At 67.1% G+C, this 12,934-nt stretch carries 14 protein-coding genes; 6 read left to right on the top strand and 8 right to left on the bottom strand.

Annotated features, from left to right (window positions below; translation table 11 throughout):
- Positions 1-66: 66 nt before the first annotated feature.
- A complete protein-coding gene (locus ACFVV0_RS00415; protein ID WP_387056938.1) occupies positions 67-651 on the top strand; it encodes an SDR family oxidoreductase in 585 nt (194 codons plus the stop codon).
- A gap of 25 nt (positions 652-676) precedes the next feature.
- Positions 677-1,951, top strand: a complete 1,275-nt coding sequence (locus ACFVV0_RS00410; RefSeq protein ID WP_387056936.1) for an MFS transporter — start codon at positions 677-679, stop codon at positions 1,949-1,951.
- 18 nt (positions 1,952-1,969) lie between these two features.
- Here the strand turns inward: ACFVV0_RS00410 and ACFVV0_RS00405 are convergent, their stop codons facing one another.
- On the bottom strand, positions 1,970-2,818 hold the full coding sequence (locus tag ACFVV0_RS00405) for an MIP/aquaporin family protein (protein ID WP_387056934.1): 849 nt from the start codon (positions 2,816-2,818) through the stop codon (positions 1,970-1,972).
- A 130-nt stretch (positions 2,819-2,948) separates the two neighbouring features.
- On the opposite strand from ACFVV0_RS00405, the gene glsA reads away from it, so the two are divergent.
- Positions 2,949-4,007, top strand: coding sequence for a glutaminase A (gene glsA / locus ACFVV0_RS00400; protein ID WP_387056932.1), 1,059 nt, complete (start codon positions 2,949-2,951; stop codon positions 4,005-4,007).
- A 72-nt stretch (positions 4,008-4,079) separates the two neighbouring features.
- Positions 4,080-4,541 carry a heme-binding protein gene (locus ACFVV0_RS00395; RefSeq protein ID WP_387056930.1) on the top strand — a complete coding sequence of 154 codons (462 nt, stop codon included), beginning with the start codon at positions 4,080-4,082 and terminating at the stop codon, positions 4,539-4,541.
- A gap of 8 nt (positions 4,542-4,549) precedes the next feature.
- Here ACFVV0_RS00395 and ACFVV0_RS00390 read toward each other — a convergent pair whose 3' ends face one another.
- Together ACFVV0_RS00390 and ACFVV0_RS00385 are read right to left on the bottom strand one after the other, a co-directional pair.
- Positions 4,550-4,933, bottom strand: a complete 384-nt coding sequence (locus ACFVV0_RS00390) for a hypothetical protein (RefSeq protein ID WP_387056928.1) — start codon at positions 4,931-4,933, stop codon at positions 4,550-4,552.
- A gap of 68 nt (positions 4,934-5,001) precedes the next feature.
- A complete protein-coding gene (locus ACFVV0_RS00385) occupies positions 5,002-6,546 on the bottom strand; it encodes an MFS transporter (protein ID WP_387056926.1) in 1,545 nt (514 codons plus the stop codon).
- Between the two features lie 72 nt (positions 6,547-6,618).
- Here ACFVV0_RS00385 and ACFVV0_RS00380 point away from each other — a divergent pair, with 72 nt between their 5' ends.
- Positions 6,619-7,299, top strand: coding sequence for a TetR/AcrR family transcriptional regulator (locus ACFVV0_RS00380; RefSeq protein ID WP_387056924.1), 681 nt, complete (start codon positions 6,619-6,621; stop codon positions 7,297-7,299).
- Positions 7,300-7,318: 19 nt separating this feature from the next.
- Here ACFVV0_RS00380 and ACFVV0_RS00375 read toward each other — a convergent pair whose 3' ends face one another.
- Positions 7,319-8,140 carry an aldo/keto reductase gene (locus ACFVV0_RS00375; protein WP_387056922.1) on the bottom strand — a complete coding sequence of 274 codons (822 nt, stop codon included), beginning with the start codon at positions 8,138-8,140 and terminating at the stop codon, positions 7,319-7,321.
- Positions 8,141-8,329: 189 nt separating this feature from the next.
- Between ACFVV0_RS00375 and ACFVV0_RS00370 the strand changes: the two genes are divergently transcribed.
- Positions 8,330-8,827 (top strand): beta-class carbonic anhydrase, encoded by a 498-nt coding sequence (locus tag ACFVV0_RS00370; protein ID WP_387056920.1) that lies wholly within the window; start codon positions 8,330-8,332, stop codon positions 8,825-8,827.
- Here the strand turns inward: ACFVV0_RS00370 and ACFVV0_RS00365 are convergent.
- Genes ACFVV0_RS00365 through ACFVV0_RS00350 form a run of 4 tightly spaced genes read right to left on the bottom strand, consistent with a single transcriptional unit; the run spans position 8,824 to position 12,922 of the window.
- Positions 8,824-9,744, bottom strand: a complete 921-nt coding sequence (locus ACFVV0_RS00365) for a ribokinase (protein ID WP_387056918.1) — start codon at positions 9,742-9,744, stop codon at positions 8,824-8,826. The genes ACFVV0_RS00370 and ACFVV0_RS00365 overlap by 4 nt on opposite strands.
- Positions 9,745-9,751: 7 nt before the next feature.
- Entirely contained in the window at positions 9,752-10,651 is a 900-nt protein-coding gene (locus ACFVV0_RS00360; protein WP_387056916.1) for a carbohydrate ABC transporter permease, read from the bottom strand.
- Positions 10,648-11,589: a carbohydrate ABC transporter permease gene (locus tag ACFVV0_RS00355; protein ID WP_387056914.1), complete on the bottom strand. Its 942-nt coding sequence runs from the start codon at positions 11,587-11,589 to the stop codon at positions 10,648-10,650. Before ACFVV0_RS00355 ends, ACFVV0_RS00360 begins: the two co-directional genes overlap by 4 nt.
- Positions 11,590-11,602: 13 nt before the next feature.
- On the bottom strand, positions 11,603-12,922 hold the full coding sequence (locus tag ACFVV0_RS00350; RefSeq protein ID WP_387056912.1) for an ABC transporter substrate-binding protein: 1,320 nt from the start codon (positions 12,920-12,922) through the stop codon (positions 11,603-11,605).
- Positions 12,923-12,934: the final 12 nt, after the last annotated feature.

The following is a 12,934-nucleotide window of genomic DNA, read 5'->3' as shown; positions in this document are numbered from 1 at the left end:
CCATACCGCTTGCTGCGTAAGGTCGAGCTATCACCTTCGATTCCACCAAGAAAGCAGGCACTTTCCATGTCCAGAATCTTCCTCGCCGGCGCATCCGGCGTCATCGGTTCGCGTCTCATCCCTCTGCTCGTCGATGCGGGCCACGCCGTCGGCGGGATGACGAGGTCGCCCGGCAAGGCCGATCTCCTGGCAGAGCTGGGCGCCGAGCCGATCGTCGTCGATGTGTTCGACCGTGCAGCCCTCATCGAGGCCGTCCGGCGGTTCGAGCCCGACGTCATCCTGAACGAACTCACCGACCTCCCGGACGATGTCACGAAGATCGGCGATCACGCCGAGCTGAACGCGCGCATTCGCACGGAGGGCAACCAGAATCTGATCGAGGCCTCCCGGCAGACGGGCACCCCGAAGATCCTGGCGCAGACGGTGGCATGGGAGCTTCCGGACGGCCCCGACGCGCTCGCGGTCGCAGAGCTCGAGCGCTCGGTGCTCGCCGAAGGCGGCGTCGTGCTGAGCTATGGCCAGTTCTACGGTCCGGGAACCTACAACGAACAGCAGATCCCGTCCGAGCCCCGTGTGCACATCGATCGCGCGGCGGAGCTGACGGTCGAACTGCTGGACAGCCCGTCCGGTGTCGTCGTCATCATCGACTGATCGCATCGGCACCAAGGAGAATCCCGTGTCCTCACACCACGCTGCAGATCCGGCGCCCGCCGGTCGCCGTTTCACGCTCTCTCGAAGGGTGGCTCTCGCCGGCACCGCACTCGCGTTCACGAGCCTCTACCTCTCGGCAGGAGTCCTGACTCCGCTGCTCGTCGTCTACCGTCAGCAGTGGGGTTTCCCGCCGTCGCTGCTGACCGTCGCCTTCGCCGCCTACGCCGCCGGCTTCCTCGCCGCAGTCCTGACGCTCGGGTCCCTCTCCGACCACCTCGGTCGACGGCCGGTCCTCGTGGCGGCCCTGGTCATCCAGATCGCGGCCAACCTGCTCTTCCTCGTCGCGCCCGACGTCGGCTGGGTGATCGCCGGCAGGATCGTGCAAGGGGTCGCGAGTGGTGCGGCGACGGCAGCGTTCACGGCCTCGCTCGTCGAACTCTCGCCGACGGGGCGCAAGTCGCTGGGAGCGATACTCGGAAGCGTCGGGCTCACCGGAGGCCTGGCGGTGGGATCGCTGGTCGCCGGCATCGCGATCCAGGTCACCCCGTCCGCCAACACGATCATCTTCGGGGCTCTGCTCGCGCTCACGATCGCCGGAGCGGTCGTTGTCGCCCTCTCGCCGGAGACGGTGTCGCGCACTCCCGGCGCCGTGCGGTCGATGATCCCCCGGATCGTGATCCCCGCGTCGGCACGCAAGGAGTTCATCGCCGCCGCACCCGTCGTCGCCGCCGTGTGGATGCTCGCAGGATTGTCCGGCGGTCTCGCCCCCAGCCTGGTGCGCAGCGTCTTCCACCTGGACAGCGGCGTGCTGAACGGCGTCGCCGGTTTCATCGCGCCGGCCGTGTCCGTCATCACCGGCTTCGCCCTCGCCCGGGTCGGCTCCCGACGAGCGATGACGATCGGCATCGTGGCGGCCGTTCTCGGCTCGCTCGGGATCATCGGGGGCGTGTTCGCCGCAAGCCTGCCACTCATGTTCATCGGGCAGGCCATCGCCGGCGTCGCATTCGGGGCTTCGTTCACGGCCGCCCTCAGCCTGATCATCCCGCTCGTCGCTCCGCACCAGCGGGCCGGCGTCGTCGCCGGGATCTACGTGGTCTCGTACACCGCTTTCGGCGTCCCGATCATCATCGAAGGCCAGCTGGCCGGCGTGATCGGTGATGTGCCGGCCGTCGTCGGGTACACGGCATTGACCGTCCTTCTCGCGGTCATCAGCTTGTTCGCCCAGGCGGGCGTGCGTGGGCGGCCGACGGTCACCGATCCCGCAGTCGCCGCTGCAGGAGCTCGGACGCACTCTGGATGAGGCGCCTTCCCGCCGACGTCACAGCTTGTCCGGATTCGCGACCCTCGTCTTCAGCGCACCCTGCGCAGCCCCGGAACCGGCCGATCCACCACCCTGGCCGCGGAGCACGAACGCCGCTCCGACCGCGATCACGGCCCCGGCGATCGGCCCCAGGGCGTAGACCCAGTACGACGTGAAGTCCAGGGAGATGAGGTCGGGTCCGAAAGTGCGTGCCGGATTCATGGATGCACCCGAGATCGGGCTCGCCCACAGCCCGGCGAGGATGATGTACGCGCCCACCCCGAACGCGCCGATGATCCCGAGGTTCTGGGCCCCCGAGGCCGTGCCGAGGATCACGCTCACCAGGCCGAAGGTGAGCACGAGCTCCATCACGAAGGCGATGCCCGCCGCGTAGCCGCTCGCGGGATAGTTCGAACCGGATGACGCCGAGACGGGGAGCACACCGGTCAGGAACCAGGCGGCGAGCGATGCCCCAGCCAGCTGCACGACGATGTACCCGGGCACCCGTGCCCACGGGAAGTCGCCGCGCAGAGCGAATGCGATGCTCACCGCGGGGTTGAGGTGCGCACCGGAGACCTTGCCCATGAACAGGATGATCGCGAACACCATGAGGCCGGGCGCGACGACCGCATCGGTGCGGGTGATCGTGTCGGGAAAGGCCTGGCCCATCATCCCGCCACCCGCAGCGACGAGCACGAGGAAGAAGGTTCCGAGGAGCTCCGAGAAGAGCCTCCGCCATTCCTGGGACGTGTCGTGGAAGTCCTCGATCGCCGCGTCGACGCTGATCGGCAGGTGCATGATGCGGCCGTGCACCAGGTCGGAAAGCACCGTGTTCGCGGGCTTGTCGAGTTCGCTCCGATCGGTCATGGCGACAACGTAGTCCTCCCGACCGCTGGGGCGATCACCCGAAGAGGATGATGTCGGTCGTGGTGCTTTACTCGGCGGGCCGAGTGACGCATGCTGGGGGCGGGACCATCGAGCGATCCTGGAGGACCAGATGGCTTACTCGGAACGCCACGCCACGCTCCCCGACTTCTCGACGGGCGCCCTGGCCGACGACGCGCCTGCGGCCGTGCATGAGGCGGTCTCGACAGGCAGCCTGCCCGATGTCGAGCGCATCACGGCGCTGCTCGAATCAGCGCACGCCCGGTACCGCGACCTCGACACGGGAAAAGTCGCCGACTACATCCCGTCGCTCGGAAACGCCGACCCGGCGCTCTTCGGTTTGAGCGTGTGCGGCGTGGTCGGGCGGTCGACGAGCGTCGGTGACGCAGCGTATCCGTTCTCGATCCAGTCGATCTCCAAGGTGTTCGTGTTCGCGCTGGTCTGCCACGCACTGGGGCACTCCGAGGTCTCCCGTCTGGTCGGCGTCAACAACACCGGTCTGCCGTTCAACTCCGTGATGGCCTTGGAACTGAGCGACGGCGATCCGCGCAACCCTCTGGTGAACGCCGGCGCGATGACGACGACGGGCCTCGTACCGGGGACGACGTCGGATGCGAAGTGGGCGTTCATCCGGGACGGGTTGTCACGCTTCGCGGGGCATCCGCTCGACGTCGACGAAGCGGTCTACGAATCGGAGGCGGCCACGAACCAGCGCAACATGGCGATCGCCCGTCTCTTGGAGAGCTACGGGCGCATGCAGTTCGATCCCATCCAGACGACGGACGTGTACACGAAGCAGTGCTCCCTGCTGGTCACGACCGCCGATCTCGCTGTGATGGCGGCGACTCTCGCGAACGGTGGCGTCAATCCGATCACCGGAGAGAAGGTGGTCGACGCGTCAGTGAGCCGGGACACTCTCGCCGTGATGGCCACGTCCGGCCTGTACGAGTTCTCGGGCGACTGGCTGTTCGAGGTCGGCGTACCGGGCAAGAGCGGCGTCTCGGGGGGCATCATCACGGTCGCACCGGGCAAGGGCGGCCTGGGCACCTTCTCGCCTCGGCTGGATGCGGCGGGCAACAGCGTCCGCGGGCAACGCGCTGCCCGCTACCTCTCCCACGCCCTCGGCTTGGATGTGTTCGCGTCGAAAGCCTTCGATCCGCAGGCAGGCTGACGCCCACCCCTCCGGCGGCCGGCGGGGCCGAGCTGCGCGGCCGGCGACGAAAGACTCGATAGCCTGAGTGACATGACGCGTCCTGAACCGACTTACACGATCGAACAGCTCCAGAACGTCCCGCCCGCCGAGGTGTCGTCGTTCACCCGGGACGACGCGGTGCGGCTCGGTGAGCTCGCTGTCGAGGTCATCCGGGAGTGGGGTCGCGATCTGGCGGTCGACGTCCACATCGGAGACGAGCTCGCGTTCCGCGCCCAGCTCGGGAGCACCGGGCAGGGCAACGCCGAGGTCATGCAGGGCAAGATCCTCGTGACGAAGAAGTTCGGGGTCAGCTCGCTGCTCGCCCGGCTGCTGAAGGAGGCCGACCCGTCTATCGCCGATGGCCTCGACGAGAGCTACAAATTCTGGGGCGGGTGCGTCCCGATCTTCGTCGACGGGCAGCTCGCCGCGACGATCACGACCTCGGGCGAGCCGGATGTCGTGGATCACGAGGCGACGGCCGAGGCCGTCGCCCGTTACCTCGCCGGCCGCTAGCCGCCGGGTCAGGCGGTGGCCGCCGCTGATCCCGGATGCTCGTCGACGATTCCCACGAAGCGGGTTCCGATCCCGTCGACCTCGCGACGGCTCAGGCCCGGTAGCGGGTCGGGAAGTTCGCTCGCCGGGTGGTGGTCGCAGCTCAGGTAGCTGAAGTCGGGCCACCACTTCTTCGGGCGTGCCGATTCGGTGTATCCGCAGATGTCGCACGTCAGCTGAACCCAGACCGGTTTCTTGCCGGTGCGGTTCGCGCGCGACTGCTGCAGCCAGGCGGGCGGGTTGTCCGTGAGCTCCGAGAACTCGTGCTCGCTCATCCGGGAGGGGAGGTCGTGGCGCCTGGCCATCTCGAGGGAGATGTCGAGGCGCAGGGCCGCTTCCCGTCTGGTGATCATCCGTTCACTGTAGGCGAAGCCGGATGCTCGTTCTCTGCATGGCGTGCACGTCTGGCCCCGCGTTCCACCTACTGCGCGACCACCGGCTCGGTCGGCTGGGGCGTCGTGCCCGCACCGCTGGACGACGCCGGCAACGGCTCGCCGAGCGTCGCGCCGACGCCGCGGCGACGGTACAGCAGAGCGGAGAGCACCGCGCCGAAGGCGAAGAAGCCGGCGCCCCACCAGTACGCGGTCGCGTAGCTGTGAACGGCGGCCTGGGCGGCGACTTCTGCCGTGGGCGGAAGGTGCGAGGCGAGGTAGCTTGTGGCGGCTGTGGCGGCCAGCGTGTTCAGCAGGGCGGTTCCGATCGACCCGCCGACCTGCTGGCTCGTGTTCACCATCGCCGAGGCGACGCCCGCGAACCGGCGGTCGACTCCGAGCGTGGCGGTCTGGATCGCCGCGGGCATGATCGAGCCCATTCCGACACCGATGATCATCAGCGGCGGGAGCACGTCGGCCGCGTAGTTCGCGGTGACTCCGAGGTGCGTGAGGTACACCATCCCGCTCGATGCGATGGTCATGCCGATCGGCACCATGACCTTGGGGCCGAACCTCGGCACGAAGATGTTCGTCGAGAGCTGCGCAGCCGTGATCAGCATGATGATCATCGGCAGGAACGCCAGGCCGGTCTGCATCGGCGTGAACTTCAGCGTGGTCTGCAGGTAGAACGTGACGAAGAGGAAGACGCCGAACAGCCCGGCGCCGGCGATCAGGATCGAGCTGTACGAGGCCGCACGATTGCGGTCGAGCACGATCGCCAGTGGCAGCAGCGGATGCGTGGCCCGGCGCTGCCAGAGCACGAACGCGACGAACAGGATGGCGGATGCCGCGAGCATCCCCCAGCACAGCGGCGAGCCCCAGCCGTCGGTCTCGGCGTTCGAGAAGCCGTAGACGAGGCTGAAGAGCGCGCCGGAGACGAGCACGGTGCCCGGAACATCGAGCTTGGGCCGTGGACCCGACCGCTTGATCGAAACGACGAAGATCGAGGCGCCGATGATCGCGATGATCGCTATGAAGACGTTGATGTAGAGGTTCCAGCGCCAGTCGAACTGCTCGGTGAGGAACCCGCCGAGCAGCAGGCCGATCGCGCCGCCGGCTCCGGCGATGGCGCCGAAGACGCCGAACGCGCGAGCGCGTTCCTTCGGAATGGTGAACGTCGTTGTCAGAACGGCCAGCGCGGTGGGGGCGAGCAGTGCGCCGAACGCTCCCTGCAGCGCTCGGGCCCCGACGAGCATCCCGAACGTCGTCGCGGCGCCACCCAGCGCGGAGGCCCCGGCGAAACCGATGAGGCCGATGATGAACGCGCGTTTGCGGCCGATGAGGTCGGACAACCGGCCGCCGAACAGCAAAAGGCTGCCGAAGGCGAGGGAGTACGCCGTGACGATCCACTGGCGCTCGCCGTCGGAGAAGCCGAGTTCGGCCTGCGCGGAGGGCAGGGCGATGTTGACGACCGTGGAGTCGAGCACGACCATCACCTGCGCGAGGGCTACGGTGACGAGCGTCCACCAACGATGCGGCGCCACGGGGATGCTGGGGGTGTCGGATGCGCCCGAGGGGGATGTGGTCTGCGACATGGATGCCAGCATATACGAAACTACTGAGTTTCGGATCTATGCAGTTCTGAAATTAACCTTACAATGGACTGGATGGACATGACAGTTACGAAGGAAGCCGCAATGACGCAGCTCGACACCACGACCGACCCGCTCGCAACCACCGCGAAGCTCGGGCGCAAGCGCGACCTCACCCGCGACCCGGAGATTCTCGCCGCCGCCCTCGAGGTGCTCGGCGAGACCGGCTACGACGGCATGACCATCGATATGGTCGCCGCCCGCGCGAAGGCCGGCAAGGCGACGGTCTACCGTCGATGGGCCTCGAAGGCCGACCTCGTCATCGACGCGGTGGCCTGCATGAAGAGGGCCGACGCCGACCTCGACTCCCTGCCGGACACCGGAACGCTGCGTGGAGACCTCCTTTCCCTGATCAAGCCGCACAGCATCGAGGAGGGCGAGAAGAAGCTGCAGATCATGGCCGGCCTCATGTCGATGCTGACGAAGGACCCCGATCTCGCCGAGGCGGTCAACGACGCGATCGTCGAGCCGCGGGCGGCGGTCTACCGGGCATTCATGCGCCGAGCCGTCGAGCGGGGTGAGATCTCGGCCGACAGCGACATCGAGACGCTCTCGCACATCACGCCGTCGATGGCGGCCTACCGCCTGCTGATCCTCCGCAAGCCGGTGGATCGCGCATTCTTGATCTCGTTGATCGACGGCGTACTGCTGCCCGCGGTCGGCCTGGCCCGCGAACCGGAGCTCGCCGCCAGCTGACCGATCGTCGCCGGGCGCCTCAGCGGCGGCCGGCCTGCAGCGCATCCAGGGCAGCCACATCCTCCGGGGTCAACTCGAAGTCGACGTCTGCGTTCTCGACGATACGGCTCGGCGTGGTCGACTTGGGCAGCGGCAGAATGTCCTTCTGCAGCAGGTACCGGATGCTCACCTGCGCCACCGACTTGCCGTACTTAGCAGCGATCTTCGCAATGTCGCGATTGCCCAGCAGGCGACCGGTGGCGAGGGGCGAGTATCCCTCGACCAGGATGTTCCGCTCGTGGCAGTACGCGGTCGTCGCCGGCTGCGTGTTGCCGACGAACCAGCGGATCTGGTCCGCGTGGGGGACGATGCTCGTCGCCGCGGTGAGGGACTCCAGATCGTCCACTTCGAAGTTGCTCACGCCGATGGAGCGAGTGCGACCTGCCTCGTAGAGCTCCTCGAACACCTTCCAGACCTCGATGTTGCCGGCGCGGTGGTCGCTGCCGATCGCGTTCCAGGGCCACGGCGCGTGGATGAGGTACAGGTCGATCGTGCCCAGATCCAGAGCAGCGGTGGAACGCTCGAACGCGTGGTGGGCGCCGGCCGCATCCTTGACCTCGGCCGGGCATTTCGTCGTGATGAAGATGTCGTCGCGAGGGATGCCGCTGTCGCGGACTGCCCGGCCGACGCTCGCCTCGTTGCCGTAGGCGCGCGCCGTGTCGATGTGTCGGTACCCGGCGTCGAGTGCCGTGCGCACCGAGTCGTACGTTGCAGGGCCGTCGGGAATCTGCCAGGTGCCGAACCCGATCTTCGGAATTCTGACGTCGTTGGAGAGTGTGAACGTGTCGGTCAGCGCGGGCATGGGGGAGTTCCTCTCGAGATGTGTGCGGTGCCGGTCATGGTAGCCCTTCGTCATGGGTCGCACACCAGCCGCCGCCGCGCGATCCCGGCCTTCCTACCGGCGGGCCCCAGGACTAGCGTCGGCTTCGGACACGGCAGCCACCCCGAGTTCTCGGTGGGCGGAGCTGTCCGTCAGGACAGGAGAGAAGTCATGAGCCTCATCGACGAGGCGCTGAGCGCGAACGCGGTCATCGCCGAAGACTACGATGCCAGCCACAGCGGTCCACCGGCGCCTCGAATCGCGATCGTCACGTGTGCGGATCCCCGCCTCTCCGGCATCACTCGGATGCTGGGGCTGGACGACGCAGACGTCGACATGATCAGGAACGTCGGCACCGTGATCGACGACGACTCCGTGCGATCCCTGGTCATCTCGACCCAGGTCCTCGGATCCCGGGAGATCATGATCATCAACCACAACGAGTGCGGGATGACCACGTTCGCCGACGCAGAGCTGGAGGAGCGCCTCCGCCGGGAGACGGGCGTGTCGCCGATCGCGCCGGCCAGGTTCTACAGCTTCACCGACGCCGAGCAGAACACGAGGGAACAGGTGCAGAAGGCCCGGTCGCATCCGTGGATCTCGCCGGACGTGCCGATCAGGGGGTTCGTCTTCGACGTCCACACCGGCCGGCTGAGCGAGGTGCTCTAGCGGTTCGCATCACGGTCGGCGCGACGGAGCGCGTCCACCGTCGCCCGGCTCAAGGCGGGGTCGCGCGGACCGTTGACGCCCACGGTCAGCGCCCCGGCCGCCATCGCGACGTCGACGGCTTCGCGCACGGAGTCGCCACCGGCCAGTGCGGCGACGAGCCCCCCGACGAAAGCATCCCCGGCTCCGACCGTGTCCACGACGTCGACCGCGAAGGCGTCGACGGTCGCGAGGAGGCCGTCGAATCCGCGGAGCAGGGAGCCGCTCCCACCGAGAGTGACGATCACCTCGCCGCCGATCGAGGCCGACCCTGCGAGCAGTTCGGCATCGAAGGCCTCGACGCCGAGGAACCCCGCCGCCTCGCCTTCGTTGACGACCACGATGTCGGCCGACCGCACGATCTCGGCGGCGCGCGCATCGTATGGGGCCGCGTTGACGACGAGACGAGCACCGGATGCACGCGCGTGCGCACCGATCTCGGCCACGACGTCGAGCGGCGTCTCCAGCTGGCAGACCACGATGTCGTCGGCGGCCAGGGGGACCGACCGCACGGACCCCGCCGGCCAGAGGTGGTTCGCCCCGGGAACGACGACGATCGTGTTCTCCCCGTCCGCGGCGACCTGGATCATCGCGAGTCCCGTCGGTGCGTCGACCGCGGTCACGTACGTCGTGTCGACGCCCGATGCGTTCAGTTCGGCCGTGAGCGACTGCCCCTCCTCATCCCGGCCGACACACGCGACGAGATGGACGACGACGTCGTCATCGGCGATCCGGGATGCGGCGAACGCCTGATTCGCGCCCTTGCCACCTCCCCGGCGCAGGAAGTCACGGCTGACCTGCGTCTCTCCCGGCCGGGGCAACGTGTCGACCGAGGCGATCAGGTCGCGGTTGATGCTGCCGAAGACGTAGATGTGCGTCATGGTCTTCCTAGTCCACACCACTCGACAAGGAAAGCTGTCCGAAGACTCGCTGGATCGTGAACACGATGGCGGCCGGGATGAGCGACAGCATGATGATTCCGGCGAAGTTCTGGCCGTAGTCCGCCGAATGCTCCCCGAACGTCATGGCGAGCGCGACCGGCGCCACCTGAAGCGAGCTGTCGCTGACGACCAGGAGCGGCCACAGATACGCGGTCCACTGGCCGAGGAAGATCAGCAGCATCGAGTTCGAGATCGCCGCACCGCTCATCGGCATGTAGATCGACCACAGGATTCTCGGCTCCGAGGAACCCTCGAGCATCGCGGCCTCGCGATACGACTGCGGAATGTTCAGGAAGTGCTGCCGGAGGTTGAAGATGGCCAGGCCGTTTCCGATACCCGGCAGGATCAGCCCGGCGAGCGAGTTGGTCAGCCCCCAGTCGCTGAAGAGCTGAGAGAGCGGAATGGCGATCGCGTCGAACGGCATCATGAAGCTGATCACGACGAACCCGAAGACCAGATTGCGCCCCCGGAACGTGAAGGCCGAGAGCGCATAGGCGGCCGGCAGCGTGAGCACCAGGCCGAGGAGCACGGAGCCGATGCAGACGAGTGCGGTGACTCCGAGGGCGTGGGCGAACCCTCCGCTGAGGAGGGCGATGTAGTTGTCGAACGACGCACGCGTCGGAATGATGAGGTTCCAGCTCAGCGGGGTCAACGACGCGAAGATGTCGTCCGTCGGACGGAACGAGCCGATCAGGATCCATAGGGCCGGGGCGACGAACACCAGACCGATGAACGCGGCCAGCGTGGTGTATCCCCAACTGGTGCGTCCCAGTCGCCGCCGGCGGTGCGCGACGTGCGTGATCGACCGCGTGCCGTCGACGCGGCTGATGCCGAGTTGTGAGGTCATGAGCGCTCGGAGTCCTCTCGAAGCAGGCGGAATTGGAGCAGCACGAAGACGAGCATGATCGCCGTGAGGATCACGACCTGGGCCGCCCCGAGGTTGCGGCTGCCGAACGCGAACGTCGTCTGCCAGGCGTTGAACATCAGCACCGTCGTGCTGTGCTGCGGGCCTCCCATGGTCAGCAGCTGCATCGGCACGAACAGCACGAAGTTCGAGACGGTGTCGGCGACCAGCACGAACAGCAGCGGGCGCTTGAGCTGCGGGATGGTGATCTGGAAGAAGGTGCGTACTGGCCCGGCTCGATCGAGGCGCGCGGCTTCGTAGAGTTCCGGTGGAATCGCCTGGACTCCGGCGATGAGGAAGATCATCCAGAACCCGATTCCGACCCACGACGCCAGCACGATGATCGACCCGAGCGCCTGCGACGGCGAGGTGAAGAACGGCTGCGGCTGCCCCCCGAGCGCCGAGATGATGGAGTTCACCGGCCCGTCGGGCTGCAGTGCCGCACCCCACGCGATGCTGGACCCGACGAGGGGGATCGTGACCGGTATGAAGACGAGCGTGCGCCAGACGCCGGACAGGTGGATGCGCTGCGTCATGACGACCGCGATCAGCAGGGCGAGGATCACCTGAAGCGGGTTGATGATCAGGTTGAATCCGATGGTCCGCCAGATCGTGGCGATGAAGTCGGGGTCGGCGAACAGCTGCTCGTAGTTCGCGAAGCCCGCGAACGTGGCCGGGATGATGCCGCCCGGGAACCCCTGGTAGAGGCTCGACCCGACGGCCGAGATCGTCGGCGCCAACCGCAGCGCGCCGATCGCGATCAGCGCCGGCGCCAGGAAGACCGTGGCCCAGAACGCCTGGCGCCGGCCGCCGAGGCGGTGCCGGCGACGTGATGTCGCCGGCACCGCTCGCAGCGCGCGAGCTTTGGAAATCGTGCTCATACGCTCTGACCTCTTACTTCTTGTACTTCGCCCAGGCCTTGACGAGCGAGTCCGAGGCCTTCTCGAGCGATGTCTTCGGATCCGCGCCGTTCCGGATATCGGCGAAGGTGGCGTTCAGAATGCTCTCGAACTCGATGTACCCGACCGTCGTCGGCCGGTTCACGGCCGTGTTCGAGGTCTCGTAGTCGACGATCTTGGCCGCTACCTGACCCTCGGGCGATGCGAAGAGATCCCTGGCGAAGTACTCCTTCTTGCCCTCGACGTTCGCAGGCAGGTCGCCCACGTACCCGTTGTCGACCGTCATCGCCTTCATGAAGATGCCGGCGGCCTCCTTCTGCTTGCTGAAGGGGTTCATGGCGACCGACCACGACCCGTCGGGCGTGACGGCCTTGCCGCTTTCGAACTTCGGCTGCAGCGCCACTCCCCAATCGACTTTCGAGGCCTTCAGCCGGTCGACGAGCCACGGTCCGTCGACGAAGTACGCCGTCTTGCCGGCGAGGAAGTCCGGAATGGTCTGCTCCACCGCGACGCCTCTGGCCGAGGCGCCGTCGGCGAAGATCTTGCCGTACCAGTTCATCGCGTCCACCCACGCCTGAGAGGTGATGTCAGGTGTCAGGTTGTCGCTGCCCTTCACTCCGGGCGAGCCACCGAGGGAGACGCCCAGCGGCTCGAGCTGGTAGTAGCGATCGACCTGCTCGAACATGAAGCCGTACTGTGCTCCCGCCGCCTTCGCCTTCACGGCGTCGGTGTCGAGCTGCTCCCACGACATCCGGTCATCCGGGTCCGCTGACGGAGGGGTGAGGCCCGCCGCCTTCAGAAGGTCCTTGTTGTAGAACAGCAGCTGCGTCGAGTTGGTCATCGGCAGCGCCCAGAGCTTGTCGTTGTAGATTCCCGACTCGTAGCTCGCCGGGTCGAACGCGCCCTTGTACTGAGAGAACTGCTTGGTCAGGTCCTCCGCCTCACCCCGCGCGGCGAGCGAGGCGATCCTGGGCTGGTCGGCCCAGTAGAGGTCGGGGCTTCCCGACTTGTTGCCGACACGCGAGTCCACGGTGTTGTTCAGCGAGTCGAACGGTACGACGTCGTACTTGACCGTGATCGTGGGGTGTTCCTTGTGGAAGGTGTCGAGGAAGTCCTTCATTCCCGTCGTGGTGTCGAGCGCGAAAGTGCTCAGCACGTGGATGGTCGCAGTCGGGTCCTTCGTCGGAAGGCTCCAGCTGCCTCCATTGGCAGCCTGGCCCCCACCCGATGAGCAGCCGGCCAGCGCCACTGCACCGAGGGACAGTGAGGCGAGAACGGCGAGACGACGGACAGAACGCCCGGGTCGCTGTGACATGGTGTTTCCCTT

Origin of the sequence: Leifsonia sp. NPDC058230, from assembly GCF_042882245.1 — a bacterium.
In the GTDB taxonomy this organism is placed as follows: Bacteria; Actinomycetota; Actinomycetes; order Actinomycetales; family Microbacteriaceae; genus Leifsonia.
Note: the sequence above shows the minus strand (reverse complement) of the source record. Positions and strands in the feature narration are given on the sequence as shown.

What these genes read in the sequence shown, in the direction of transcription:
- ACFVV0_RS00415 (WP_387056938.1), top strand. Translation starts at nt 67, where the DNA reads ATGTCCAGAATCTTCCTCGCCGGCGCATCCGGCGTCATCGGTTCGCGT.
- ACFVV0_RS00405 (WP_387056934.1), bottom strand. Translation starts at nt 2,818, where the DNA reads ATGACCGATCGGAGCGAACTCGACAAGCCCGCGAACACGGTGCTTTCC.
- glsA (WP_387056932.1), top strand. Translation starts at nt 2,949, where the DNA reads ATGGCTTACTCGGAACGCCACGCCACGCTCCCCGACTTCTCGACGGGC.
- ACFVV0_RS00395 (WP_387056930.1), top strand. Translation starts at nt 4,080, where the DNA reads ATGACGCGTCCTGAACCGACTTACACGATCGAACAGCTCCAGAACGTC.
- ACFVV0_RS00390 (WP_387056928.1), bottom strand. Translation starts at nt 4,933, where the DNA reads ATGATCACCAGACGGGAAGCGGCCCTGCGCCTCGACATCTCCCTCGAG.
- ACFVV0_RS00385 (WP_387056926.1), bottom strand. Translation starts at nt 6,546, where the DNA reads ATGTCGCAGACCACATCCCCCTCGGGCGCATCCGACACCCCCAGCATC.
- ACFVV0_RS00380 (WP_387056924.1), top strand. Translation starts at nt 6,619, where the DNA reads ATGGACATGACAGTTACGAAGGAAGCCGCAATGACGCAGCTCGACACC.
- ACFVV0_RS00375 (WP_387056922.1), bottom strand. Translation starts at nt 8,140, where the DNA reads ATGCCCGCGCTGACCGACACGTTCACACTCTCCAACGACGTCAGAATT.
- ACFVV0_RS00370 (WP_387056920.1), top strand. Translation starts at nt 8,330, where the DNA reads ATGAGCCTCATCGACGAGGCGCTGAGCGCGAACGCGGTCATCGCCGAA.
- ACFVV0_RS00365 (WP_387056918.1), bottom strand. Translation starts at nt 9,744, where the DNA reads ATGACGCACATCTACGTCTTCGGCAGCATCAACCGCGACCTGATCGCC.
- ACFVV0_RS00360 (WP_387056916.1), bottom strand. Translation starts at nt 10,651, where the DNA reads ATGACCTCACAACTCGGCATCAGCCGCGTCGACGGCACGCGGTCGATC.
- ACFVV0_RS00355 (WP_387056914.1), bottom strand. Translation starts at nt 11,589, where the DNA reads ATGAGCACGATTTCCAAAGCTCGCGCGCTGCGAGCGGTGCCGGCGACA.
- ACFVV0_RS00350 (WP_387056912.1), bottom strand. Translation starts at nt 12,922, where the DNA reads ATGTCACAGCGACCCGGGCGTTCTGTCCGTCGTCTCGCCGTTCTCGCC.